General features: G+C 70.2%; 27 protein-coding genes. 15 read left to right on the top strand and 12 right to left on the bottom strand.

Features of this window, described 5'->3' with window-relative positions; translation table 11 throughout:
- The first annotated feature begins 39 nt into the window (after window positions 1-39).
- The 3 genes from SH922_RS03850 (at window position 40) to SH922_RS03840 (ending at window position 2,742) form a co-directional block, all read left to right on the top strand.
- Window positions 40-1,077 carry a LacI family DNA-binding transcriptional regulator gene (locus SH922_RS03850; protein ID WP_393054678.1) on the top strand — a complete coding sequence of 346 codons (1,038 nt, stop codon included), beginning with the start codon at window positions 40-42 and terminating at the stop codon, window positions 1,075-1,077.
- Window positions 1,078-1,179: 102 nt separating this feature from the next.
- Window positions 1,180-2,259, top strand: a complete 1,080-nt coding sequence (locus tag SH922_RS03845; RefSeq protein ID WP_393054676.1) for an aldose epimerase family protein — start codon at window positions 1,180-1,182, stop codon at window positions 2,257-2,259.
- A 66-nt stretch (window positions 2,260-2,325) separates the two neighbouring features.
- Window positions 2,326-2,742, top strand: a complete 417-nt coding sequence (locus SH922_RS03840) for an acyl-CoA thioesterase (RefSeq protein WP_393054674.1) — start codon at window positions 2,326-2,328, stop codon at window positions 2,740-2,742.
- A 7-nt stretch (window positions 2,743-2,749) separates the two neighbouring features.
- Here the strand turns inward: SH922_RS03840 and SH922_RS03835 are convergent, their stop codons facing one another.
- Window positions 2,750-3,325 (bottom strand): YdeI family protein, encoded by a 576-nt coding sequence (locus tag SH922_RS03835; RefSeq protein WP_393054672.1) that lies wholly within the window; start codon window positions 3,323-3,325, stop codon window positions 2,750-2,752.
- A 151-nt stretch (window positions 3,326-3,476) separates the two neighbouring features.
- On the opposite strand from SH922_RS03835, the gene SH922_RS03830 reads away from it, so the two are divergent.
- Window positions 3,477-3,845, top strand: coding sequence for an ArsR/SmtB family transcription factor (locus SH922_RS03830; protein ID WP_393054670.1), 369 nt, complete (start codon window positions 3,477-3,479; stop codon window positions 3,843-3,845).
- A gap of 62 nt (window positions 3,846-3,907) precedes the next feature.
- Here SH922_RS03830 and SH922_RS03825 read toward each other — a convergent pair whose 3' ends face one another.
- Window positions 3,908-5,278 (bottom strand): FAD-dependent oxidoreductase, encoded by a 1,371-nt coding sequence (locus SH922_RS03825; protein ID WP_393054668.1) that lies wholly within the window; start codon window positions 5,276-5,278, stop codon window positions 3,908-3,910.
- 109 nt (window positions 5,279-5,387) lie between these two features.
- The gene (locus SH922_RS03820) at window positions 5,388-6,056 is read right to left on the bottom strand and encodes a DUF305 domain-containing protein (RefSeq protein ID WP_393054666.1); all 669 of its coding nucleotides are present in this window, start codon (window positions 6,054-6,056) and stop codon (window positions 5,388-5,390) included.
- 175 nt (window positions 6,057-6,231) lie between these two features.
- Between SH922_RS03820 and SH922_RS03815 the strand changes: the two genes are divergently transcribed.
- Window positions 6,232-7,722, top strand: a complete 1,491-nt coding sequence (locus SH922_RS03815) for an LVIVD repeat-containing protein (RefSeq protein ID WP_393054664.1) — start codon at window positions 6,232-6,234, stop codon at window positions 7,720-7,722.
- A gap of 278 nt (window positions 7,723-8,000) precedes the next feature.
- Here SH922_RS03815 and SH922_RS03810 read toward each other — a convergent pair whose 3' ends face one another.
- The 6 genes from SH922_RS03810 to SH922_RS03785 all read right to left on the bottom strand — a co-directional run bounded on the left by SH922_RS03810 (window position 8,001) and on the right by SH922_RS03785 (window position 11,799).
- Complete coding sequence (locus tag SH922_RS03810; protein WP_393054662.1) at window positions 8,001-8,225, bottom strand: hypothetical protein; 225 nt, start codon at window positions 8,223-8,225, stop codon at window positions 8,001-8,003.
- A gap of 122 nt (window positions 8,226-8,347) precedes the next feature.
- The gene (locus SH922_RS03805) at window positions 8,348-8,527 is read right to left on the bottom strand and encodes a hypothetical protein (protein ID WP_393054660.1); all 180 of its coding nucleotides are present in this window, start codon (window positions 8,525-8,527) and stop codon (window positions 8,348-8,350) included.
- Window positions 8,528-8,597: 70 nt separating this feature from the next.
- The gene (locus tag SH922_RS03800; RefSeq protein WP_393054658.1) at window positions 8,598-9,299 is read right to left on the bottom strand and encodes an HAD family hydrolase; all 702 of its coding nucleotides are present in this window, start codon (window positions 9,297-9,299) and stop codon (window positions 8,598-8,600) included.
- Between the two features lie 47 nt (window positions 9,300-9,346).
- Complete coding sequence (locus SH922_RS03795) at window positions 9,347-10,039, bottom strand: phosphatase PAP2 family protein (protein ID WP_393054656.1); 693 nt, start codon at window positions 10,037-10,039, stop codon at window positions 9,347-9,349.
- Between the two features lie 133 nt (window positions 10,040-10,172).
- Window positions 10,173-11,108: a M56 family metallopeptidase gene (locus SH922_RS03790; RefSeq protein WP_393054654.1), complete on the bottom strand. Its 936-nt coding sequence runs from the start codon at window positions 11,106-11,108 to the stop codon at window positions 10,173-10,175.
- 85 nt (window positions 11,109-11,193) lie between these two features.
- Window positions 11,194-11,799: a DUF5134 domain-containing protein gene (locus SH922_RS03785; RefSeq protein WP_393054652.1), complete on the bottom strand. Its 606-nt coding sequence runs from the start codon at window positions 11,797-11,799 to the stop codon at window positions 11,194-11,196.
- Window positions 11,800-12,039: 240 nt separating this feature from the next.
- Here SH922_RS03785 and SH922_RS03780 point away from each other — a divergent pair, with 240 nt between their 5' ends.
- The gene (locus SH922_RS03780) at window positions 12,040-12,597 is read left to right on the top strand and encodes a GNAT family N-acetyltransferase (protein ID WP_393054650.1); all 558 of its coding nucleotides are present in this window, start codon (window positions 12,040-12,042) and stop codon (window positions 12,595-12,597) included.
- Window positions 12,598-12,646: 49 nt separating this feature from the next.
- Here SH922_RS03780 and SH922_RS03775 read toward each other — a convergent pair whose 3' ends face one another.
- Both SH922_RS03775 and SH922_RS03770 read right to left on the bottom strand, forming a co-directional pair.
- Window positions 12,647-13,330, bottom strand: coding sequence for a glycerophosphodiester phosphodiesterase (locus tag SH922_RS03775; RefSeq protein ID WP_393054648.1), 684 nt, complete (start codon window positions 13,328-13,330; stop codon window positions 12,647-12,649).
- Between the two features lie 52 nt (window positions 13,331-13,382).
- On the bottom strand, window positions 13,383-13,535 hold the full coding sequence (locus SH922_RS03770; RefSeq protein WP_393054646.1) for a hypothetical protein: 153 nt from the start codon (window positions 13,533-13,535) through the stop codon (window positions 13,383-13,385).
- Between the two features lie 337 nt (window positions 13,536-13,872).
- Between SH922_RS03770 and SH922_RS03765 the strand changes: the two genes are divergently transcribed.
- The 4 genes from SH922_RS03765 to SH922_RS03750 all read left to right on the top strand — a co-directional run bounded on the left by SH922_RS03765 (window position 13,873) and on the right by SH922_RS03750 (window position 17,798).
- Window positions 13,873-15,270 (top strand): DUF6421 family protein, encoded by a 1,398-nt coding sequence (locus SH922_RS03765; protein WP_393054644.1) that lies wholly within the window; start codon window positions 13,873-13,875, stop codon window positions 15,268-15,270.
- Window positions 15,271-15,296: 26 nt separating this feature from the next.
- Window positions 15,297-16,064 carry an SDR family NAD(P)-dependent oxidoreductase gene (locus SH922_RS03760; RefSeq protein ID WP_393063455.1) on the top strand — a complete coding sequence of 256 codons (768 nt, stop codon included), beginning with the start codon at window positions 15,297-15,299 and terminating at the stop codon, window positions 16,062-16,064.
- Window positions 16,043-17,125, top strand: coding sequence for a threonine aldolase family protein (locus tag SH922_RS03755; RefSeq protein WP_393054642.1), 1,083 nt, complete (start codon window positions 16,043-16,045; stop codon window positions 17,123-17,125). The genes SH922_RS03760 and SH922_RS03755 overlap by 22 nt, the downstream gene beginning before the upstream one ends.
- A gap of 73 nt (window positions 17,126-17,198) precedes the next feature.
- Window positions 17,199-17,798: a transglutaminase family protein gene (locus SH922_RS03750; protein ID WP_393054640.1), complete on the top strand. Its 600-nt coding sequence runs from the start codon at window positions 17,199-17,201 to the stop codon at window positions 17,796-17,798.
- Between the two features lie 114 nt (window positions 17,799-17,912).
- Here the strand turns inward: SH922_RS03750 and SH922_RS03745 are convergent, their stop codons facing one another.
- Window positions 17,913-18,635: a lysophospholipid acyltransferase family protein gene (locus tag SH922_RS03745; RefSeq protein WP_393054638.1), complete on the bottom strand. Its 723-nt coding sequence runs from the start codon at window positions 18,633-18,635 to the stop codon at window positions 17,913-17,915.
- 218 nt (window positions 18,636-18,853) lie between these two features.
- Here SH922_RS03745 and SH922_RS03740 point away from each other — a divergent pair, with 218 nt between their 5' ends.
- From SH922_RS03740 to SH922_RS03720, 5 genes are all read left to right on the top strand, one after another.
- A complete protein-coding gene (locus tag SH922_RS03740) occupies window positions 18,854-19,180 on the top strand; it encodes a TlpA family protein disulfide reductase (RefSeq protein ID WP_393054636.1) in 327 nt (108 codons plus the stop codon).
- A 196-nt stretch (window positions 19,181-19,376) separates the two neighbouring features.
- Window positions 19,377-19,883: a flavin reductase family protein gene (locus SH922_RS03735; protein ID WP_393054634.1), complete on the top strand. Its 507-nt coding sequence runs from the start codon at window positions 19,377-19,379 to the stop codon at window positions 19,881-19,883.
- A gap of 199 nt (window positions 19,884-20,082) precedes the next feature.
- Entirely contained in the window at window positions 20,083-20,868 is a 786-nt protein-coding gene (locus tag SH922_RS03730) for an electron transfer flavoprotein subunit beta/FixA family protein (RefSeq protein WP_393054632.1), read from the top strand.
- 58 nt (window positions 20,869-20,926) lie between these two features.
- Entirely contained in the window at window positions 20,927-21,889 is a 963-nt protein-coding gene (locus SH922_RS03725) for an electron transfer flavoprotein subunit alpha/FixB family protein (RefSeq protein ID WP_393054630.1), read from the top strand.
- Between the two features lie 182 nt (window positions 21,890-22,071).
- On the top strand, window positions 22,072-23,370 hold the full coding sequence (locus tag SH922_RS03720; RefSeq protein ID WP_393054628.1) for a DUF6986 family protein: 1,299 nt from the start codon (window positions 22,072-22,074) through the stop codon (window positions 23,368-23,370).
- Window positions 23,371-23,379: the final 9 nt, after the last annotated feature.

Here is a 23,379-nt window from a genome sequence, read left to right as displayed (position 1 = left end):
CTGCGCGTCAACGCGCGACAAGTCGATTCAGGGAGTGCCGTGGGCGTCAGCCTCAAGGACGTTGCGCAACGGGCGGGCGTGTCCATCAAGACCGTGTCGAACGTGGTGAACAACTATCAGCACGTCACACCGAAGATGCGGGCCAAGGTGCAGCAGGCCATCGACGAACTCGGCTACCGGCCGAACCTCACCGCACGCCATCTGCGCAAGGGCCGCACCGGCATCATCGCCCTCGCCGTCCCCGAGTTCGGCAACCCGTACTTCGCGGAGCTGGCCGGTGCGGTCGTCGACGCGGCCGCCCGGCACGACTACACCGTGCTGGTCGACCACACCGGCGGACTGCGGGAGAAGGAGCTCCTGGTCAGCCAGGGCTTCAGGTCCCATGTGATCGACGGCCTCATCCTCAGCCCGATCCATCTGGAGACCGAGGACCTGATGGCGCGCACCGAGACCGCGCCCCTGGTGCTGCTCGGGGAGCGCGAGTACGAGGCCCCTTACGACCACATCGCCATCGACAACGTGGCGGCGTCCCGCGAGGCCGTGCGCCATCTCATCGACCAAGGTCACCGCCGGATCGCCTTCCTCGGCTCGCGCACCGGCCGGGAGCGCCAACCGGCCCATCTGCGGCTGCGCGGCTGGCGCGAGGAGCTCGCCGCAGCGGGCATCGAGGCCGACGAGTCGCTCGTCGTGGTCACCGACGGCTACGGCCGCGAGGACGGCGCCACGGGCATGGCCGCCCTCCTGGACCGCGGGGAACGGCCCGACGCCGTGTTCGCGTACAACGACCTCATCGCCATCGGGGCGATGCGCACCCTCTCGGAACGGGGGTTGCGCATCCCCGAGGACGTAGCCGTCGTCGGGTTCGACAACATCGAGGAGAGCCTCTACGGGGCCACCACTCTCACCACGGTGGCCCCCGACAAGGAGGCCATCGCCCGGCTGGCCGTCGACAGCCTCGTCGAGCGCCTCTCCGGCAACCCGGTGTCCGAACCCCGGCGCCCCCGGCCCGGCTACCGGCTCGTCGTCCGCGAATCCACCGTTGCCCGGCCCCCCGCCGAACCCGCCGCCGGACCGTAGATCCGGCACCGGACCCCCTTCTTCCGCCAGGGGAGTCCGGCGATTGTGTCCAGGCCCGCCGTCCTCGTCCGCCGGGCCGTCCGCTCGTCCCAAGGATCTCTGATGCCTCGCCCCACCGTGAACCGCACACCGTTCGGCGCCCACGGGCCCACGGACGTCGATGTCTGGACGCTCGACTCCGGAACCGAGGTCCGGGCCGAGATCCTCACCTACGGCGGCATCCTGCACCGTCTCACCGTGCCGGACACCGGGGGAGCACCTGCGTCGGTGGTGCGGTCGCTGGCGTCCCTCGACGACTACACGGGCAAGAACCCGTTCTTCGGCGCCCTCATCGGCCGCTTCGCCAACCGCATCGCGCAGGGCCGCTTCGTCCTTGACGGAGTGTCGTACCGGATCCCGGCCACCGACCGGGGCCACGCCCTGCACGGTGGCCCGGACGGCTTCCACACCCGCGTCTGGCAGGCCGCCGGTGAGGCCACCGAAACGGCCGCGACGCTCCGGCTCACCCTCCACAGCCCCGACGGCGACATGGGCTTCCCCGGTGCGCTGGACGTCGCCGTGACGTACACCCTCGACACGGCGGGCACCCTCGCCCTCGACTACACCGCCACCACGGACCGGCCCACCGTCGTCAACCTCACCAACCACGCCTACTTCGACCTCGCCGCACAGGGCGACATCCTCGGGCACACGCTCCAGGTGGACGCCGGAAGCTACCTTCCCGTCGACGACGAGGGCATCCCGGAAGGCCCCGCCGAGGCTGTGCGCGACACCCCGTTCGACCTCACCGCCCCGCACGGCATCGGAGAGCGCATCGCGCTCCCGGACGAGCAACTGCGCCGAGCCGGCGGCTTCGACCACTGCTGGGTCCTCGACGGTTCCGGCACAGCGGCCGGCCTGCGCCGGGCAGCCCGGCTCACCGCCCCCGGCGCCGAGCGGATCATGGAGGTGTGGACCACCGAACCGGGTATCCAGGTCTACACAGCCAACCAGCTGGACGGCACACTGGCCGCCCCCGACGGCGGGCGTCACGAACGCCACAGCGCCGTCTGCCTGGAGACCCAGCACCTGCCCGACTCGCCCAACCGGCCCGACCACCCCGGCACCGTCCTGCGCCCCGGCGACGTCTTCTCCAGCCGCACCGAGCTGAGGTTCCCGCACCTCACCGCGGCGACGGACTGAACCGACGCGCCACCCGGGGCGGGCCGGTGCGGGAATGCGGGAACAGGACGGGCTGTTTCGATGTCCATGACCTTTTTTGTGGACGTGACCGTACGGGGCTACGAGCTCGATACGCAGGGACATCTGAACCAGGCCGTGTACCTCCAGTACGCCGAGCACGCGCGCTGGGAGCTGCTGCGGGCCGCCGGACTGCCCCAGGAGAAGCTGCTGGCCGACGGAGTGGGGCCCGTCGCGCTGGAGGTCACGGTCAAGTTCCGCAGGGAGCTGCGGGGCGGGGAACGGGTGCGGGTCTCCTGCCGGTTCGACTACGGGCAGGGCAAGACGTTCACGGTCGCCCAGCAGATCCTCAAGGAGGACGGCACGGTGGCGGCCGAGATCATGGGCGTGGCAGGCATCCTCGATCTGACGACGCGCAGACTGGTCGCCGATCCGGCCGGCCGGCTCGCCGCGCTCGCCAAGGACCCGGAACTGCTGACCGGCTGACTCGGCGTCAGCGGACTTTGCGGCCCGCCGCCAGAGAGGCCACCGCCTTCTGGAGGCGGGCCGCCCTGACTTCGGGGGTCGTCGCCGTCATGAGCCGCAGGAGCACCAGGTAGCGGTCCGAACCGCCGAGCTCCTCGTAGAAGCGCCGCGCCGGCTCGTCCGCCTCCAGGGCCGCGGCGAGATCGGCCGGGACGGTGGCCTTGCTCTGCGAGAGATACGCCGCCTCCCACCGCCCGTCCGAGCGTGCCGCCTCGACCTCCGCCAGGCCGGACTCGCGCATCCGCCCGGCTGCGAGGAGCGCCCCGACCTTCTCCACATTGATCTGCGACCACACGCTCCGGCGTCGGCGGGGCGTGATCCGCTGGAGGTAGTACACCTCGTCGAAGGACTTGCGCTGCCCGTCGATCCAGCCGAAGCACAGCACGCAATCGATGACCTCGGCCGCACTCACCGACTCCACGCCGGAGTTGCGCTTGGCGATCTTCAACCAGAGCCCGGTCCGGTCGGCGTGGTGCTGCTCCAGCCATGATTCGAGCTCGGCGATCCGCGCGAAGGGACGTGCGTTCTCCGGGGTGTCCGTCATCCGACTGCGCCTCCTGAGGGGCGCCGGGCCACCTGCCCGGCCGCAACGCCACGCTAGTCATCATTCAGGTCTGATTCTGTCCTGATGCGTCGAACTACGATGGGTCTCGTATCATGGGGAACCCCGGACGAAGCGACGATGCGGAGCGACCGTGACCCCTGCCAGCGCCACAGACCCGGCAGCCGGTGCTCGTACGCTGGCCCACCCCGCACGCGACGAGATCAGGCTCGAGGCGGTTCTGCACGCGCTCTCGGACCCGGTGCGGCTGTGCGTGGTCCGCGAACTGGCCGCCGCCGACGCCGAACTCACCTGCTCCCGGTTCGATCTTCCGGTGACCAAGTCCACCAGTACGCATCACTTCCGGGTGCTCCGCGAGAGCGGCATCGTCCAGCAGATCTACCGCGGAACGGCCAAGATGAACGGGCTCCGGCGCGAGGACCTGGAGACGCTCTTCCCCGGACTGCTCGACCGCGTGCTCGAAGCGGCGAACCTCCAGACGGACCGCCTCCGCGAGGGCTGACCGTCCAAGGCCGCTCCAGGCCGCTCCAAAGATCGCTCCGGGCCGGCCCCCACGCCCATCCGTCACACCGGACCGCCGCCTGCCGCCCCCATCAACCCCGGCCAGTCCGGGATCTTCACGGGCCCCCGGCCGAGCGAGCGCCCCAGGGCCGCCTCGGCCCGCTCGATCGACAGCCAGCCGTCCCACTCCACCGGCCGTAGCCCCCACGACCGGAGCACGGCCAGTGGATCCGGGGCAGACACGCGCCCCATGAGCAAAGGCGCGTCCTCGATCAGCGACGCGACGGTCTCCTTCGCGCACGAACGGTTCGACCCGATGACACCGGTCGGGCCGCGCTTGATCCACCCCGCGACGTACTCCCCGGGCGACGCCACTCCGTGCCGCAGCACCCGCCCGGCCCGATGGGGCACCGTCCCGTGCACCGAGTCGAACGGAAGCCCGGGGAGCGGCATGCCCCGGTAGCCGACCGCCCGCAGGACGAGCTCGGCGCCGATCTCCTCGTACGTACCGGTGTCGCGCACCCCGCCGTCGCCGTCCGGGGCCGTACGGGCGAACCGGACACCGGCCACCCGGCCGCCGCGCTCCAGCAGCTCGACCGGGCGCAGGAAGAACCGCAGCCCGATGGTCCTGGACCGGTCGTCGCCGGGCCGGGGCGCCTCGCAAGCCCATCCGCGCAGCACGTCGAGGTTCCGCCGCACCAGCGCCGGCAGCGGCGGTGCGCCCGGTGCCGTGCCGCCGTACGCCGGGTCCAGGGCGAGCTCCGCCGGGTCCACGACCATCCGGGCCCCGGGGAGCGTGCCGAGCTCGCGGAGCTCCTTGGTGGTGAACCGCGCCTGGGAGGGCCCCCGCCTGCCCGCCATGTGCACCTCGCGCACCCGGCTGTCTGCCAGGACACCGAGCGCGGGCTGCGGCACATCGGTGGGCCGCAGCTCGTCTGCTCCCCGTGCGAGGATCCGCGCCACGTCGACCGCCACATTGCCGACGCCGATCACGACGACCGAACGGGCGCGCAGCGCGAAGAGACCTGCGGCCGTATCCGGGTGGGCGCTGTACCAGGAGACGAACTCGGTCGCCGAGTGGCTGCCGGGCAGCTCCTCGCCGGGGATGCCCAGCGGGCGGTCCGTGGCCGCTCCGACGCAGTAGACGACCGCGTCGTAGAGCTCGGCCAGCCGTCCGGCCGGCACCCCGTCCCCACCCACGCCGACATTGCCGACGAAAGTGACTCGCTCGTGCTCCAGGACGGCCCGCAGGTTCTGCTGCAGAGACTTGATCTTCTCGTGGTCCGGTGCGACGCCGTACCGCACGAGTCCGTACGGACAGGGCAGCCGGTCCAGGACATGCACGCTCACATCGGGCACCAGGGTCTGGGTCACCAAGGCCTGGGCGGTGTAGACCCCGCTGGGGCCGGAGCCGACGACGGCGACACGAAGCACGGCGCACCTCTTCCCTGAGGGTGTCTCCAGCATCGCACCGGCGGGCCCGGCGGGGGAGAGGCGCGCCCTGTGCTCTTGGCGCCATGTGCCCTTCGGGGGCCGTCAGTCCTCAGGAGGAGAGAGCGCGCATCCGGCTGATCTCGGTTGTCTGCTGGGCCACGACGTCACCGGCCATCTCCTCGACCTGCACATTGTTCCCCTCCGAGAGGACGTCGGTCGCCATGGTGATCGCCCCCTGGTGGTGCGTGATCATCAGCTTGAGGAACAACTGGTCGAAGGCCGTCCCCTTCGCGGCTCTGAGCTTCTCCAGCTGGCCGGCTGTCGCCATGCCGGGCATCGCACCGTGGTCGTGCTTGCCGGGCTGTCCGGACCGGCCGTGGCGGGAGAGCCACCCCTCCATCGCGCCGATCTCGGGCTGCTGGGCGGCGGTGATGCGTTCGGCGAGCCTCTTGACCGTCGCCGAGCGGGAGCGGGTGGGTACGAGTTCCGTCAACTCCAGGGCTTGCTCGTGGTGTTGGATCATGAGCTGCACATACCGGACGTCCGCCGAGTTGGGGGTGTCCACCCCGGCCTCCTTGACGGCCTCCGAGGGGGAGAGCGTGCGTGCGGGTTCGCCCGGCTTACCGGGCGCCACCACCGAACCGGCCCCGTGGGCATCGGACTTCGAGCCGCTGTCACCACTCCCCGCGTCGCAGCCGGCCGAGGTGAGTACGACTGCCGCGACGGCCGCACCGAGGGCGAATCTGCGGAACCGCAGGGTCTGACGACGAATCAACAAAGCGACCTCCGTTGGCGCAGGAGCGATTGCGCTCTGTCCTAGCACGTCAACGCACAGCTTTGATCAAAAACTTTCATTACGTCTCTGTTGCCGTCTGTTGAGATGCCCATGGCAAGGACGATACTGCCGGAGTCCGTGAACCGGTCAACTACATACGGATCCATGGGAGGACGCAGTGACCTCGTTGCACACCATCCCGGTGCGGCGCAGACGTCTGGGCGTGGCGGCAGCCGCCGCCGGGCTCTTCGCCACTCTGCTTATGGCCGGGCCCGCGGCCGCGACACCCGACCCCGGTGACGCGGCCGCGAGCCGAACCGATGTCTCCGCGAGCCAGGAGGCGGAGGCGGCCGCCGCGATCACGAGCGGTGAGATACCCGGAGTGGACGAGATCGTCCACAGCCGCAACATCACCCACCTCGCCAATGTCCCCAAGGACGCACTCAAGGGGCTGAACACGGACCTGGCCTTCCAGGGGAAGTACGCCTTCGCCGGAAACTACGACGGCTTCCGGATCTTCGACATCAGCAATCCGAAGACGCCTCGCACGGTCGCCCAGGTCCTCTGCCCCGGCTCGCAGAACGACATCTCCGTCTCCGGCAACCTGCTGTTCCTGTCCACGGACTCCTCGCGCAGCGACAACTCGTGCACCAGCACCACCCAGCCCGCCACGGAGAAGTCCTCCTGGGAGGGTATGAAGGTCTTCGACATCAGCGACAAGCGCAACCCGAAGTACGTCGCCGCCGTCGAGACCTCGTGCGGATCGCACACCCACACGCTGGTTCCCGAGCGCAACAACGTCTACGTGTACGTCTCCTCGTACTCGCCGAGCGAGACGTTCCCCGACTGCCAGCCGCCGCACGACGGGATCTCCGTCATCAAGGTGCCGCGCAAGGCACCCGAAGAGGCCCGCATCGTGAACTTCCCGGTCCTCTTCCCGGACGGCGGGAACCCGGGCGGTCCCACCAACCCGGGCGTCTCCAAGACCACCGGCTGTCACGACATCACCGTGCTGCCGTCCAAGGACCTGGCCGCCGGTGCCTGCATGGGTGACGGTCTGCTGTTCTCCATCAAGGACCCGGAGAACCCGAAGATCATCGACCGGGTGCAGGACAACGTGAACTTCGCGTTCTGGCACTCCGCCACGTTCAACCAGCGGGCGGACAAGGTCGTCTTCACCGACGAGCTCGGCGGCGGTGGCGCGGCCACCTGCAACGAGGAGATCGGTCCGAAGCGCGGCGCCGACGGCATCTACGACATCGTCGGCAAGGGCGACCACCGCAAGCTCGTCTTCCGCAGCTACTTCAAGATCGACCGTCCGCAGGCCGACACCGAGGTCTGTGTCGCCCACAACGGTTCGATCATTCCGGTCAAGGGCCGCGACCTGATGGTCCAGGCCTGGTACCAGGGCGGTGTCTCGGTGTGGGACTTCACCGACTCGTCCCACCCGAAGGAGATCGGCTTCTTCGAGCGCGGTCCCGTCACCACGGACGAGGTCACCACGGCCGGCCCGTGGTCGGCGTACTACTACAACGGCTACATCTACTCCAACGACATAGCCAAGGGCTTCGACGTCCTGAAGATCGACGACCGGCGGACCGACCCGGCGAAGCGGGTGCGGACGGACGAGCTCAATGTCCAGACGCAGCCTGACTACTTCGACCGCTGAGCCCTCTGAGTCCACTGTGCCCGCCGGTGGCCGGCCGGTGAACCCGGCGGCCGGCTGACCGCCGGACCGTGCAGCCGGTCCCGCCCGGGTCTCCGCCCGGCGGGGCCGGCTTTCGTACGGCGCGTGTGTTCATTGACCGATCCGCCGCGCCGGGACATGCTGTACCCCCGCACCGGCCGGCTGACGTACGCAGTCCGTCGCGCGGTCCTCGGCCGGCACTGCCGGCCGGGGTGACCGGCTGGTTCCGGCGACGCAGGGGATCGCCGGAATCAGACGTCTCAGGCGGCCTCGTAGCGGTGCGCCCGGCCGCCCCGCCAATCGACCCACTCGGGGCTGTCCAGGATCCGCTCCGGGTCGTCCAGCCCCGCACCCTCCAGGAACACGATCACATCGTGATCCGAGTGTGCGAGGCCGAGTATCTGGACCCGCCCGTCGCGCTGCACGGTGACGCGCCGCCCGCCGGAGGGGGACGGCCGGAAGATCACGATCGGGGGAGAAGTCATGCCTCCAGGGTGCGACGTGCCGACGGCTGCCGCACAGCGAACCGGAAACACGGCTCCGCAGTGGATCAGGAAGGCCTCAGCGGGCCTGCGCCGGCCGTTGTGCCGCCAGGTGCGCAGGGTGCTCAGGCGGCGGACCTGGCGCTCCCGCCGGTGGCCGCGGCCCACTCGACCAGCAGTCGCTGGTACTCCTCCTCGTCCTCCGGGGACAGGCATCCGCCCGAGCGCTGCCACAGGTCGCGAATGTCTTCATTCACCACTGCGGCGGAACGCACGGAACCGGATGGGCACGGAGTCGGGGACATGGTTACCAGGCTAAGGCCCCGATGTGACAATCCGACCCATGGCGCGTCAGGGACATCTCTCACATGTCTGTCAGGCAACCTCGGTGGCCAGTCCGAGCTCCCGCAGTCCGTCCGGCCGCTCGTCCACCGGCGCATGCTGCACGAACCGCACCTCGCAGCCCAGTGCGGACGCCCCGCCGTCCGCGTGCCGGTCGTCGCCGACCATCACCACATCGGTCGGATCCTGTCCCAGAAGTGTGCAGGCGGTGTGGAAGAGACGTGCGTCAGGCTTCTGGATTCCGTGCTCGAAGGACAGCACATAGGCCTCCACATAGGCGTCCAGGCCGTGCGCCCGGAAAACCGGCCTCAGGTCCCACCCGATGTTGCTGACCACGCCGATCGCGATACCCCCATCGCGCAGGGAGGCGAGCACCTCCGCGGCGTCCGGATACGGACGCCAGGCCGCCGGGGTCCGGTGCCGGTCGTACAGGGCGTCGTAGAGCCCCGGATCCGGCAGCTCCACCTGGCGGGCCAGGCCGGTGTACGCCTCACGGTGCCGGTGCGCGCTCTCGTCCCGGGAGGCCCAGGCCGACGCCAGCCCTGCGGGCACCCGCTGCGGAGCGGGGCCGCCCGGCAGTGCGCCGGCGGCCTCCAGTTCCTGTACGTACCGCTCGAAGTCGGCATCGTCCACGCTCAGCTTTCGTTCGGCGAGGGTCGCAGCGAGCCAGGAACGGACGGATTCGATCCGGAACAGTGTCCCGGAGAAGTCGAAGAGTGCACCCTTGATCGGCATGGCCCGATCCTCGTCGACGCGGTCCGGGCGGGGCAAGGTGGCCCTGCTCAACCATCCTCGTCCGCGCGACGGCGGGAGGCGAACCGTTCGTATCCGGCTACCGCGAAGGCGGTCAGGGCGGCCCCCAGCAGCCACCCGCCCAGTACGTCGGACGGCCAGTGCACGCCCAGGTAGAGCCGGGTCAGACCGACGCCGAGCACCGAGATTCCGGCGGCGGCCAGGGCCGTCCGCCGGATCCAGGGGCGGGCGCCGGACCGGTGCAGGAGCCACAGCAGCAGACCGCAGCTCACCATGGCCGTCATCGCGTGTCCGGAGGGGAACGCCGCGTAGTGGGCGGAGTCCACGGGGTCGGGCCATCGGGGGCGCTCCCGGCCGACGGCGGCCTTGATGCCCTGCTGGAGAAGGCTGGAGACCAGACTCGTCACCGCCACCCAGACCGCGAGCACCCGGGTCCCGTGCAGCCACAGGACGACCACGGCGACGGCGATCAGCGCGCGCATCGTCCAGGGGTCCCACAGCCAGTCCGTCAGCACCCGGTTCACATGGACGAGGCCGGGCTCCGTCACCGCCCGCCGGTGCAGGGCTTCGGCGATGTCGCGGTCCAGACGCATCAGGGGAGACCATCGCGCGGCGACCAGGCCCAGCAGCACCAGGGCAAGGGCTCCGCAGACGGCCCCTGTCCACGGTGCCGGAGAGGGGGTGCGGGTGTGGCGCGAGGGGGAGAGGGGCGGGGAGTGCATGAGGGGATCCTCGCCGACGGGCGGGGCGTACGGCCATCCCGGCGCGGTGGGGCCGTTCGACGGGTCTCGGCTGCTGCCGGGCGGGCCCGTAAGGACTGGGACCGCCTGCCCGGTGCGCTCAGTACGAGAGGCCCTACCCCAGTGCGCTGAGCGCCGGAACGAACGCCACCAGGAGCGGAATCGCCGGCAGGAGCGTGGCTGCCGCGGTCAGCCGCAGCCTACGGCCCGCCGTGAGTCGGCCCGCGGGCGCCAGCAGCCGGTTCACCCGCAGCGGCATCTGTGCATCCGGCGTCGGGCAGGGGCCGAACACCCCACGGTCCTCGTTGAGTTCGACCAGCGCCAGTGCGATTGTCAGCCGGCCGAAGCGCCGGGAAGCCATGTCGTCGGCGGCCAGTTCGACGAGCCGGTGCATCTCGCCGCGGAACGCCGCGAACACCGGAACCTGCGGAAACCCGGATGCGAGCGCCGCCGAGCAGTTGAGCAGCCAGTCGTGGCGCGCGTTCGCATGCCCCTGCTCATGAGCGAGCACCGCATCGAGCTGACGGCCCTTCAATCGCCCCAGTGCGGCGGTGGTGATGACGAGCCGGGGCGCCGTGCCGGGCAGCCACCAGGCGTCGGGGCGTTCCCCCTCCAGGACAACCAGCCGGCCGCTGCTCGGCACCTCGCCGGGCAGCAGCGGTGAACGCACCAGGAGTTCGGCCCGCCGTTGCCTGCGCTCCAGGCGCACGCGGCGGATCTCGCGGGTCAGCATCGCGCCGGTCCACACGCCACCGAGGGCCAGGAGCACGGCCATCACGGCCGACCACGGTCCGTAGGCCGCGAGCGCATACGCCTCGACGACGGCGTGCGGGGCAGGTGCGAACACATGGCCGCGCACCGCCTGCCAGGCTGCCGCCGCACTGAATGTCATGGACAACCCGAACGACAGCAGCACACCGGCCACCACGCACTGCCAGACCCACAGCGCCACCACAGGCTCGCGCTCCGGCCATTCGGCCCGCGCCATCAGCCGCGGGGTCACGACGGCGGCCAGTGCACCGAGCAGCAGCAGCGCGAGGGAGACCAACATGGCGTCAGCCTATGAGCGGCATGGCACGCAGGGTATGGCTGCGCTCAGCAAGTGACGTACGCCACGGTTTGCCGGGCCCCCTGTCTCACAGGGTGAGCAGCATGGCGAACATGGCTATCCCCATGGTCAGCCGACAGGCCAGCGTCAGCTCCGGCCGTGCCCCCCAGCCGCCCGCCGACAGCCCGCCCGAAGACAGCCCGCCTGCCCTGGCCCCGCCCCCGGCCGCCGTCGCGGGCACCGGTATGAGCCGGGTGCCTGAGCGCAGCACGTAAGCGGCGTAGTAGGCGAGGAGCAGCCCGGTCAGCAGGGGAACGCCCCCCGCGGCGGCCATGGCGTGCGATGCGTGACCGCCGTGCCCCGCCCCGCCGGACCGGGCCATCACGACGGACATGTAGACCATCGCCGACGAGCCGACCAGGTGGTGCAGATGGTGGCCGCTACGGCGCGAGAACCAGAGGGCGCGCAGCGCGGCGACGCCGAACAGCACGGTGTACAACGCCCATCCCCAGGCGGGCGGTGCGACGACGGCGGCCGGCACCGCCATCGCGGCCATACCGAAGCCCATCAGCGCCTCCGCTCGCGCCGTCCTGCGTTCCTCACCGCTCCCGCTGCGGGCCCGCAGCAGGCAGTACGCGCCCGTCACGGCGCACAGCGCCATCAGCAGCCAGCCGGACGTCGCAGGTCCGTGCACAGCAGAACCTCCCCTGGGCGAATGACATCGCCGTCGTCCAGTCGATGCCCGCGGCGGGACGGCCGTACGCGGCGCACTGGGGTGAAGGGGGAGCGCGCGGCGGTGGTGAAGTGCAGGGCCGCGTCGCCGGCACACCGGGTTCCGGCGACTCAGCGCAGAGACCGGCGCCCGTCCTCGGACCGGCACCCGGGAGTTACGCTGCTGCCGCAAGGCGACAGCAGCGAAACGGAGAGCCTCATCATGGACACCGCCCCGCCCCGCAACTCGGGTCAGCTGACCTTCCGCGACGCGACCGACGCAGACGTGCCCGCGCTCGTGGAGCTGATCCAGTCCGCGTACCGCGGTGACTCCAGCCGCGCGGGATGGACCACCGAGGCGGACATCCTGCAGGGGCAGCGCACCGACCCGCAGGGAGTGCGCGCCGTGGTGGAGGACCCCGGCAGCCGGCTGCTCGTGGTGGAACGCGACGGCGAGCCGGTCGCCTGCTGCCAGCTCGAACACCGGGGTGAGGCCGCCTACTTCGGAATGTTCGCGGTCCGCCCCTCGCTCCAGGGCGCGGGGCTCGGCAAGGTGATCATCGCCGAGGCGGAGCGCACCGTCCGGGAGAGCTGGGGGGCGCGCGAGATGCACATGACCGTGATCTCGGTGCGTGACGAGCTGATCGCCTGGTACGAGCGCCGCGGCTATCGCCGTACGGGGCAGCTGAGCCCGTTCCCGTACGGCGATGAGCGCTTCGGTGTCCCGCAGCGCGACGACCTCGCCTTCGAACTGCTGGTCAAGGACCTGCCCGAGGGCTGACCCGAGGCTCGCGGGTCGGCTGTGCGGTGCCCCGGAGCCCATGTGCCGGCTACGCCGTGAAACGGCCCGCGCGGCGGATCTCGGGGAAGTCGGTGGTCGCGCCGTCGAGTCCGAGCCCGCGGGCCAGCCGCAGATGGTCCTGGGTGTTGACCACCCAGCCGACCACCGTCAGCCCCTCGGCATGGGCCCTCTCGACCAACTCCAGCGTGATGCGCCGGACGTTGAGCACCAGCCGGGTGGCGCCCACCGCCTTCGCGCGGTCCACCACGTCGTCGCCCCAGCGGCTGGCCACGAGGGCGGTCCGCACCCCCGGCACCAGCTGAGTGATCTCGGCGATCGCCTCGTCGTGGAACGAGATCACCTCGACCCGGTCGACGAGATCGCGCCGCCGCATCACCTCGGCCAGTGTGCGGGCGGCGGCCACATCCTTGATCTCCGCCTGCAAGGGGGAGCGCACGGCATCCAGGACCTCCTCGAAGACCGGCACCCGCTCTCCCTGTCCGGCGTCGAGCTCGCGCAGTTCTGCCAGGGTCTTCTCGGCGATCGGGCCCTTGCCGTCGGTCGTCCGGTCCACCTCGGCGTCGTGCATGACGGCGAGGGCGCCGTCCTTGCTCAGATGAAGGTCCAGCTCGATGAGGTCCATCCCGGCCTGCTCGGCGTGGACGAACGACCGCAGCGTGTTCTCCGGCTCGACACCCATCACCCCGCGATGACCGATGGTGAGAAAAGACAAGGGACTCTCGCTTCCGTCGACGGCTTCTCCCTGTGTGCCTACCCACGCGGCGCTACGGCATGACCGCAGATCCGGCTGCCCGGTGTCCCGTCGCGGAGTGGGGGCCGGCCGTGCGCGGGGGCGTGGCCCCGTGTCCCTGGACGTCGGCGGTGCCGAGCAGGAATCCGGTGATGACGGCGGCGACCAGGACGGCACGGATGCTCACGCGCGGGTTCTCCCGAGTGCGTACGAGGGGCGGATGCCGTCCGTCCTACCCGCAGCGGCCCGCCCGCCGCGAGCTGTGTCACTCGTACGTGAGCGTGTCCTGTGCTGGGTTGCCGGGCAGGTGTGCGAAGGGATGCGGCGGGGTGTGCTGCTTCCGGCCCGCCGCTCTCCTGTCGGAGCTCGCCCGTGCACGGAAGAGTTCGCCGAAGCGTTGCACGGCAGGAAAAATCGCGGTGACCGTGGGGGTGGGCAGGATAATTTCCAGGCCCCCACTTGTCTCGGGGAACCGCACACGGATACGGTTGCTTGACGCGAGGTTCTCCCGTGGAGGAAGTGTTATGACGGAAATTCTTGTGCACGACGTCGCCGCCGGCGACATAGCTTCCGCCCAGCGGGTGATCGAGCACCCTGCCTGGCCCGCGCTCAAGGATGCCGTGGAGGAGATCCGCCCCTGGCAGTCGAAGGACGGATCCATCGATTTCGACGCCGAGGGCGCGCCCGCCCCGGCAGCCGCCGAGGCGGCCCTGGAACGGGTGGTCGCCGCGGTCGAGGAGCTCTCACCGCTGCTCCCGCACGACGCCGCTTACCACAGCGCCCTCGTCACGGACCTGCGTCGCTGGGCCGCCGGCGGATTCGGTGTCCCGGACTTCCTCGACTCGCTGCTGGCGTTCCAGCCCGCAAAGCGCCGCGTCGACGGGCTCCAGCACCTCGTGGTCTTCGCGATGTACACCCAGAACGGCAATCCCGACCGCAACCTCGAAGCGGTCGTGCTGCGGATGGTCTGGCCCGAGTGGCTCGCCGATCTGGAGGCGACCCGCTACGACAACCCGTTGTTCTGCGGCATCACCTTCGAGGACTTCACCTCCGGGTACGACACCAACTCCGCCGTGCTCTTCCCGGAGACCATCGCGGTGCGCGAGGCCCCCGAGCGCTTCAGCTGGGGCGGCATCTTCTGCGACCGTGAGGCCGCCCGCTTCCGCCGCGTCACCGAGGCCTCCGTCGAGCTCCTGGGCGTCGAGCTGCCCGAGGACATCCGCGAGATGGTCGGCGACCAGCAGCGCTGTGAGCAAGCCTTCGTGCTCTGGGACATGGTCCACGACCGCACCCACAGCCACGGCGACCTGCCGTTCGACCCCTTCATGATCAAACAGCGCCAGCCGTTCTGGATGTACGGGCTCGAAGAGCTGCGCTGCGACCTCACCGCCTTCAAGGAGGCCGTGAAGCTGGAGGCCGACGGCTTCGGGCAGGGCCGCGACGTGCAGTACGCCGTGCTTTTCGACCGGATGTTCCGCTTCCCCGTCACCGGCGAGCGCGTCCGCAACTACGACGGTCTCGGCGGCCAGCTGCTCTTCGCGTACCTCCACAAGCACGATGTCGTGCGCTGGACGGACAACACCCTGAAGATCGACTGGGAGCGGGCCCCGCAGGTCACCAATCAGCTCTGCGGCGAGATCGAGAAGCTGTACCGGGACGGCATCGACCGCCCCAAGCTGGTGCACTGGTTCGCCGCGTACGACCTGGTCGCCACGTATCTCGCACCGCATCCGGGATCGCGCTGGGCCAAGGGTCCTGATGCGCTGGACCTCTCCCAGCCGCCCCGCAAGCTCGTCGACGACGTGCTTCCGGACGAGTTTCCCCTGAGCATGTTCTATGAGGCGCTCTCCAAGAAGCTGAAGAACGTGATCGCCTCTACCAAGGGGATCACCGCCGCGGACGCCGGGCAGGCGGCCGCGTGAGCGCACGTCATGAGGAGGCGGTGGCCATGAACGGAAACGGCAAGGGCAACGGGAGCGGTGCCCTCGAAGGCGCTGTCGTCGCGGTCGCGGGCGCGGCCGGCCCGGCCGGCCGTGCGGCCCTGCTCCGCCTCGCCGAAGCGGGCGCGGTGGTCGTCGCCTCGGACGCGAACGCCACCCGGCTCGCCGAGGCCGTGGACGCGGCCCGCTACGCCCACGGCGGCGCCACCGTCACCGGCGACACCGTGGACCTGCTCGACCTGGGTGCCGCCCGTGAATGGGCAGCCAAGACGGAGAAGGAGTTCGGCCGGATCGACGGTCTGGTCCACCTCGTGGGGGGCTGGCGCGGCAGCGCGAGCTTCGCCGAGACCGACCTCGCCGACTGGACGCTGCTGGAGAAGCTGCTGATCCGCACCGTCCAGAGCACCTCGCTGGCCTTCCAGGACGGTCTGCAGCGCAGCGACCGCGGCCGCTACCTGCTGATCAGCGCGGCCGGCGCGAGCAACCCCACCGCGGGCAACGCCGCCTACGCGGCGTCGAAGGCGGCGGCCGAGGCGTGGACCCTCGCGCTCGCTGACTCCTTCCGCAAGGCGGGGGGCGAGGAGGGGCCGCAGAGCGCGGCTGCGATCCTGGTCGTGAAGGCACTGGTGCACGACGCGATGCGCGCCGAGCGCCCGAATGCGAAGTTCGCGGGCTTCACCGACGTCAAGGAGCTGGCTGATGCCATCGCCGGCGTCTGGGACCGGCCCGCCTCGGAAGTGAACGGAAAGCGCCTGTGGCTGACCCCGCAACCGTAAGGACCGACGCGCGTCGTCATCACGACCCGCAGGTACGCGGATTCGCCAGTGACAACTACGCGGGGACCCACCCTGAGGTCCTCGCGGCCCTCGCCCTCGCCAACGGCGGCCATCAGATCGCCTACGGCGAGGACGACTACACCGGTCACCTCCAGCGCGTGATGCACAGCCACTTCGGCCCCACCGCCGAGGCTTTTCCGGTCTTCAACGGAACCGGCGCCAACGTGGTCTCGCTCCAGGCGATGACCGACCGCTGGGGTGCGGTCATCTGCGCCGAGTCCGCCCACATCAACGTGGACGAGGGCGGCGCGCCGGAACGGGTCGGCGGCCTGAAGCTGCTCACCGTGCCCACCGAGGACGGCAAACTCACGCCGGAGCTCATCGACCGGCAGGCGTACGGCTGGGACGACGAGCACCGCGCCATGCCGCAGGTCGTCTCGATCACCCAGAACACCGAGCTGGGCACGGTCTACACGCCCGACGAGATCCGGGCCATCTGCGAGCACGCGCACGGGCACGGCATGAAGGTTCACCTCGACGGGGCCCGCATAGCCAATGCCGCGGCCTCCCTGGACGTACCGATGCGTACGTTCACCAACACCGTCGGGGTCGACGTGCTCTCCTTCGGCGGGACGAAGAACGGGGCCATCTTCGGCGAGGCCGTCGTGGTGCTGAACCCGGACGCCGTCCGGGCGATGAAGCACCTGCGCAAGCTGTCGATGCAGCTCGCCTCCAAGATGCGCTTCGTCTCGGTACAGCTGGAGGCGCTGCTCGCGGGCGACCTGTGGCTGCGCAACGCCCGGCACGCCAACAGCATGGCTCAGCGGCTCGCCGAGGGTGTCCGGGCGGTGGGCGGCGTGGAGATCCTCTACCCCGTCCAGGCCAACGCCGTGTTCGCGCGGTTGCCGCACGAGGTGAGCGAGCGGCTGCAGAAGCGCTTCCGGTTCTACTTCTGGGACGAGAAGGCCGGCGACGTGCGCTGGATGTGCGCCTTCGACACCACCGAGGACGATGTCGACGCGTTCGTCCTCGCCCTCAAGGAAGAAATGGCCACACAGTAACTCGATGCATGAGTATGCGGTCGACCGGAAATTCATTGACTTCCGGTCGGCCGCATCTCTATGCTCTGCGGCCATGGAACTCGTACAGCAGGTCCCGGAAATCTCTGCATATCTGGCCGCCGACGACGCGATCGACCATGAACACCCGCTGGTGCGTGAGGTGGCCGCACGGCTGCGTTCCGAGTCGGTAGACGCATACTCATACGCGCAGGCGGCCTATTGCTTTGTACGCGACACCGTCGTCCACTCCGTCGATTCGGGTGACATGAGGGTCGCCTGGCGCGCCTCGGACGTCCTCGCCACCCGCAACGGCATCTGCCACGCGAAATCGCACGCCCTGGCCGCGCTGCTGCGCGCGGAAGGCATCCCCGCGGCCCTCTGCTATCAGGGGCTCGCGGACGACGACGGAGATCCCGGAGTGCTCCACGGTCTGATCGCACTGCGGCTTCCCGGCCGGGCGCGCTGGGACCGGCAGGATCCGCGGGGCAACCGGCCGGGCGTGGACGCGCAGTTCTCGCTGGACGGGGAGCGGCTGGCCTGGCCCGTCCGGCCGGAGTTCAACGAAGTGGACTACCCGCTGCTCCATGCGGCACCGCATCCGGAGGTTCTGCGCGCCCTGCGGACGGCCGGCGACCGGACGGAGCTCTGGCGCAAGCTGCCCACAGAGCTCTGACCGCGGGCGGCCCGGAGCAGCCGGCGCCGGACTCTCCCGAGGCCGGGGAGGGCCCGCCCGGAGCCGCGTCCGTACCCCGGAGGGACGTTTCAGCCGCGGCCCCGCAGGGTGGGGTCAGCTGCGCTCGCGGACCTCGGCGGCCGTCGGAGCCGTACCTCCGAGATGCGAGGGCACCCACCAGGTGTCACTCGCGTCCTTCGGGCGTACCGGATAGGCGCGCTGGGCCGCTTCGAGCAGCTCCTGCACGCGCTCTCGCAGCCGACGGGTGATCGCGCCCGCGTACTGGTCGGTGGGGGCCTCCACCGGCTCACCGACCCGGATGGTCACCGGGATGTGGCTGCGCCTGAAGTTGCGCGGGCGGCCCTTGGTCCACAGGCGCTGGGTGCCCCAGAGCGCCATCGGGATGAGCGGCACGCCGGCCTCCTGGGCCAGGCGTGCCGCACCCGACTTGAAGCTCTTCAGGGTGAAGGACTCCGAGATCGTCGCCTCGGGGAACACCCCGACGATCTCGCCGGAACGCAGTGAGGCCAGCGCGTGCTCGTACGCGTCCTCGCCCTGCTTGCGGTCGACCGGGATGTGCTTCATGCCGCGCATCAAGGGGCCCGAGACCTTGTGCCGGAACACCGATTCCTTGGCCATGAACCGCACCAGCCGCTTCTGCGGCAACGCCGCGAGCCCGGTGAAGATGAAGTCCAGATAGCTGATGTGGTTGCTTACCAGAACCGCGCCACCGGTCTTCGGGATGTGCTCCGAACCCTGAGTGTCGATCTTCAGGTCGAGCGCCTTGAAAAACGTACGAGCGGCGCCGATGACCGGCCGATAGACGAGTTCTGCCATCTGGAGAAGACCCTTCTTCAGCGCCTGGGGAGGGTTCTCCCGGCGGAAGTTACGCAGCCGTAGGTTTTCGGCATTGGGCCGATCGTGCCCCATACGCGTCGTGGTGGCCAGTCTCGGCGGGCGTGGGGCGCGAGATTCTCGTCACGTGGAACGGTGGGGAATGCCCAGGCTGCCGCGGGTGCTGATCCTTTGCGTAGAGCTCTGACAGGAGGCCGAAGGTGGACGAGCGGGCACGTGCGGACAGGCTCGATGCAGCCCAACTCGGCGTGGAATTGGGGAAGAGGGCCACGCTGGTCCAGTTCTCCAGCGCGTTCTGCCAGCCCTGCCGGGCCACCCGTCGCACCCTCACGGAGGTGGCCGGCATGGTCGAGGGCGTCGCTCACGTGGAGATCGACGCCGAGGCGCATCTCACTCTCGTGCGCGCGCTCGGCGTCAGCCGGACCCCGACCGTCCTGGTCCTCGACGCCTCCGGCCTGGTCGTCCGCCGGGCTGTCGGGCAGCCACGCACCGTCGACGTCGTCGCCGCGCTGGGGCAGGCGATGTGACGGACCGTGATGCTTCTCCCACCTTGTGGGACGCTCTTGACTGCACGTGCCACACATCGTCACTGTGACGCTATGCCGCCAGAACTCCTTCTCCACGGCCGGGTCCACATCGACCTCGCCCGCCACGCGAGTGCGCGCTGTCCGGATGCCTGAGCATCCACGGCCCCGCACTTCCGACGCGCAGAAGGACATCTCCATGACGGCATCACCCGAGACCGGTACTCCCCGGACGGCATCCCCGGACCTCCTGCGTTCCGTGTTCCGGCAGCACGCCGCCGGTGTCGCCGTGATCACCGCCGCCGGTGACCGGCCGGTGGGCTTCACCGCCACCTCCCTCAACTCCGTCGCCGCCGATCCGCCGCTCATCTCCTTCGGCGTGGGCACCTCGTCCTCCAGCTGGCCGGTCGTCGCGGAGGCCGACCACATCGGTGTCCACATACTCGGCGAGCATCAGCGGGACCTGGCCGCCACCTTCGCCCGCAGCGGCGCCGACCGCTTCGGTCCGTCCACCGATTGGCGCAGCGGACCGGAAGGCGTCCCGGTGCTGGACGGCGTGCTCGCCTGGCTCGTCTGCCGGGTCGTGGCGCGGATTCCGGCGGGGGACCACCGGATCGTGATCGCGCAGGCGGTCGTCGGCGACCCGGCCGGCGGCGGCAGGCCGCTCGTCTATCACCAGGGCAGGTTCACGGCTCTGCGAGACTGAGATCCCCCGGGGCACCAGGGCGCCGAGCGTAGGCCAGATCACAGTGCAAAGCGCTTGCTCAATGGGCAACCAATGGGTGTACTGGCGAGTAATATTACGGTCGGAGCATCGGTCGCCCCGACCGGAAATCGCCCCATCAGGCGCCTATGCTGCGTGCAACAAGGCAGCCCGGAAATGACGATGCAGTAGGAGAGCCGGCGTGAGCTTGAGGATCGTTGTCTGTGTGAAGTACGTGCCCGACGCGACCGGTGACCGGCATTTCGCCGATGACCTGACGTTGGATCGTGAGGATGTCGACGGGCTGCTGTCGGAGCTGGATGAGTACGCGGTCGAGCAGGCGTTGCAGATCGCGGACGCGGCGGACGATGCGGAGGTCACCGTGTTGACGGTGGGTCCGGAGGATGCCAAGGACGCGTTGCGCAAGGCGTTGTCGATGGGTGCGGACAAGGCTGTTCACGTCGAGGACGACGATCTGCACGGCACGGACGCGATGGGGACGTCGCTGGTGCTGGCGAAGGCGGTCGAGGCGACGGGTTATGACCTGGTGATCTCGGGGATGGCGTCGACGGACGGCACGATGGGTGTGGTTCCGGCGCTGCTCGCGGAGCGGCTGGGTGTGCCGCAGGTGACGCTGTTGTCGGAGGTGTCGGTCGAGGGCGGGGTCGTGAAGGGCCGTCGGGACGGCGACACGGCGTCCGAGCAGCTGGAGGCGTCGCTGCCGGCGGTCGTGTCGGTGACCGACCAGTCGGGCGAGGCCCGTTACCCGTCGTTCAAGGGGATCATGGCGGCGAAGAAGAAGCCGGTTCAGTCGCTGGATCTGGACGACCTGGGGATCGACGCGGACGAGGTCGGCCTGGCCGGTGCGTGGACCGCGGTCGACTCGGCGGCGCAGCGTCCGGCGCGTACGGCGGGCACGATCGTCAAGGACGAGGGCGAGGGCGGTAAGCAGCTGGCCGAGTTCCTGGCCGGCCAGAAGTTCATCTGAGCCCCGCTCGCGCATTCCTTCGTTGTTTCTTCGTTCCCTCGCAGGAGATTGAAGTCCCATGGCTGAAGTTCTCGTCTTTGTCGATCACGTGGACGGTGCCGTCCGCAAGCCCACGCTGGAGCTGCTGACGCTCGCCCGCCGGATCGGTGACCCGGTCGCGGTGGCGCTGGGTGCCGGTGCCGCCGGAACGGCCGGCGTACTGGGTGAGCACGGTGCGGTGAAGGTGCTGGTGTCGGAGGCGTCGGAGTACGCCGACTACCTCGTCGTGCCGAAGGTGGACGCGCTCCAGGCCGCCTGTGACGCGGTGTCCCCGGCTGCCGTGCTGGTGCCGTCGTCGGCGGAGGGCAAGGAGATCGCCGCCCGCCTCGCGGTGCGAATCGGGTCGGGGATCATCACCGACGCGGTGGACCTGGAGGCGGGTGAGCAGGGTCCGGTGGTGACGCAGTCGGCGTTCGCGGCGTCGTTCACGACGAAGTCGCGTGTCTCGCGTGGGGTGCCGGTGATCACGGTGAAGCCGAACTCGGCTCCGGTGGAGCCGGTCGCGGGTGCGGGTGTGGTGGAGGAGCTGGCGGTGGAGTTCTCCGCGCTGGCCACGGGTACGAAGGTGCTGTCGCGGACGCCGCGTGAGTCGACGGGGCGTCCGGAGCTGACGGAGGCCGCGATCGTGGTCTCGGGTGGCCGTGGTGTCAATGGTGCGGAGAACTTCCACATCATCGAGGCGCTCGCGGACTCGCTGGGTGCGGCGGTGGGTGCGTCGCGTGCGGCGGTGGACGCGGGCTGGTATCCGCATTCCAACCAGGTGGGTCAGACGGGTAAGTCCGTCTCGCCGCAGCTGTACATCGCCTCGGGTATCTCGGGCGCGATCCAGCACCGGGCGGGTATGCAGACCTCGAAGACGATCGTGGCGATCAACAAGGACGCCGAGGCCCCGATCTTCGACCTCGTCGACTACGGCGTCGTCGGTGACCTCTTCAACGTCGTCCCGCAGCTCACCGACGAGGTCACCGCCCGCAAGGGCTGACCCCGCCGCACGGCACACGGCACGAGAGCAGGACCCGCAGTCCGGGGCCGCACGGTGAACCCACCGCGCGGCCCCGCACCGTTTCCGATCACCATTGACGCAGATACGGCAGCCTTATAACTTCACTATACGGATTGTTGATTCCGGGAAGCGGAAACAGCGAGAGCGTGGAGGGTGCGGAAATGGGTCAGCAGGAGAAGGTGGCGACGAGCCTCGCCGGTGCGGTCAGTGACGGGATCAGCGCCTCCCTCACAGCGGTGGACGCCGAGCTCGCCCGCCGTTACCCGGGCGACCCCGGAACGCGCCAGCCCGTCCACACGGTCTACGTGCCCGGGGACACCTTCACCGCAGGCACCATCCGCTCCTGGGGTGACCAGGCGTTGCGGGCGCTCGACGAGCACGCCCCCGACGCCGCCTCCTTCGCCGCCGTGCTCGGCATCCCGGCCGACCTCGCCGGCCCCGTCCATGACCGCGTGCGCGCCAAGTTGAGCCGTGAGCCCGTCGAGGACCTCCGCATCGACTTCGAGGACGGCTACGGCCCCCGCTCCGACGCCGAGGAGGACGAGGCCGCGGCCCGTGCGGCCCGGCTGATCTCGGAGGCGTACGCGAACGGCACGGCGGCGCCGTACATGGGCATCCGGATGAAGTGCATGGAAGCGGCAGTACGCGACCGGGGCATCCGCACCACGGACGTCTTCCTCACGGGCCTGATGGAGGCGGGCGGCCTTCCCGACGGGCTCGTGCTCACCCTGCCGAAGGTGACGTACCCCGAACAGGTCACCGCCTTCGTCCAGCTTCTCGAAGCCTTCGAGGAGGTGCACGGACTGCCCTCCGGGCGGCTCGGCTTCGAGATCCAGATCGAGACCAGTCAGTCGATCCTCGCCGCCGACGGCACCGCCGCCGTCGCCCGCATGATCGACGCCGCGCAGGGCCGCGCGACGGGTCTGCACTACGGCACGTTCGACTACAGCGCCTGCATCGGGGTCAGCGCCGCGTACCAGGCGAGTGACCACCCGGCGGCCGACCACGCGAAGGCCGTGATGCAGGTGGCCGCCGCGGGCACGGGCGTACGTGTCTCCGACGGTTCCACCAACGTCCTGCCCGTGGGCCCCACCCCCCAGGTGCACGAGGCCTGGCGGCTTCACTACGGCCTCACCCGGCGCGCCCTGGCCCGCGCCTACTACCAGGGCTGGGACATGCACCCGGGCCACCTCCCGACCCGTTACGCGGCCGTCTACACCTTCTACCGCGAGGGCCTGGAGCAGGCCGCGGCCCGGCTCGCCGCATACGTGGCGAGGACGGGCGGCGACGTGATGGACGAACCCGCCACCGCCAAGGCGCTCAGCGGCTACCTGCTGCGCGGCATCGACTGCGGCGCGCTGGACACCGCAGAGGTGGCCCGGCTGACCGGACTGACCCGCGCCGACCTGGACGCCTTCGCCTCACCGCGGCGTGGCGGACTGACCGTGACGGCGCCGTAGTCCCCCCGG

It is taken from the genome of Streptomyces sp. LN549, from assembly GCF_043203805.1.
In the GTDB taxonomy this organism is placed as follows: domain Bacteria; phylum Actinomycetota; class Actinomycetes; order Streptomycetales; family Streptomycetaceae; genus Streptomyces.
This window is presented reverse-complemented; position numbering and strand designations above follow the sequence as displayed.

Coding starts and splice junctions, on each gene's coding strand:
- SH922_RS03790 (WP_393054654.1), bottom strand. CDS start 11,108: ATGTTGGTCTCCCTCGCGCTGCTGCTGCTCGGTGCACTGGCCGCCGTC.
- SH922_RS03720 (WP_393054628.1), top strand. CDS start 22,072: ATGGGTCAGCAGGAGAAGGTGGCGACGAGCCTCGCCGGTGCGGTCAGT.
- SH922_RS03800 (WP_393054658.1), bottom strand. CDS start 9,299: ATGCCGATCAAGGGTGCACTCTTCGACTTCTCCGGGACACTGTTCCGG.
- SH922_RS03810 (WP_393054662.1), bottom strand. CDS start 8,225: ATGACTTCTCCCCCGATCGTGATCTTCCGGCCGTCCCCCTCCGGCGGG.
- SH922_RS03735 (WP_393054634.1), top strand. CDS start 19,377: ATGACGGCATCACCCGAGACCGGTACTCCCCGGACGGCATCCCCGGAC.
- SH922_RS03760 (WP_393063455.1), top strand. CDS start 15,297: ATGAACGGAAACGGCAAGGGCAACGGGAGCGGTGCCCTCGAAGGCGCT.
- SH922_RS03765 (WP_393054644.1), top strand. CDS start 13,873: ATGACGGAAATTCTTGTGCACGACGTCGCCGCCGGCGACATAGCTTCC.
- SH922_RS03835 (WP_393054672.1), bottom strand. CDS start 3,325: ATGACGGACACCCCGGAGAACGCACGTCCCTTCGCGCGGATCGCCGAG.
- SH922_RS03780 (WP_393054650.1), top strand. CDS start 12,040: ATGGACACCGCCCCGCCCCGCAACTCGGGTCAGCTGACCTTCCGCGAC.
- SH922_RS03750 (WP_393054640.1), top strand. CDS start 17,199: ATGGAACTCGTACAGCAGGTCCCGGAAATCTCTGCATATCTGGCCGCC.
- SH922_RS03805 (WP_393054660.1), bottom strand. CDS start 8,527: ATGTCCCCGACTCCGTGCCCATCCGGTTCCGTGCGTTCCGCCGCAGTG.
- SH922_RS03725 (WP_393054630.1), top strand. CDS start 20,927: ATGGCTGAAGTTCTCGTCTTTGTCGATCACGTGGACGGTGCCGTCCGC.
- SH922_RS03795 (WP_393054656.1), bottom strand. CDS start 10,039: ATGCACTCCCCGCCCCTCTCCCCCTCGCGCCACACCCGCACCCCCTCT.
- SH922_RS03840 (WP_393054674.1), top strand. CDS start 2,326: ATGACCTTTTTTGTGGACGTGACCGTACGGGGCTACGAGCTCGATACG.
- SH922_RS03745 (WP_393054638.1), bottom strand. CDS start 18,635: ATGGCAGAACTCGTCTATCGGCCGGTCATCGGCGCCGCTCGTACGTTT.
- SH922_RS03845 (WP_393054676.1), top strand. CDS start 1,180: ATGCCTCGCCCCACCGTGAACCGCACACCGTTCGGCGCCCACGGGCCC.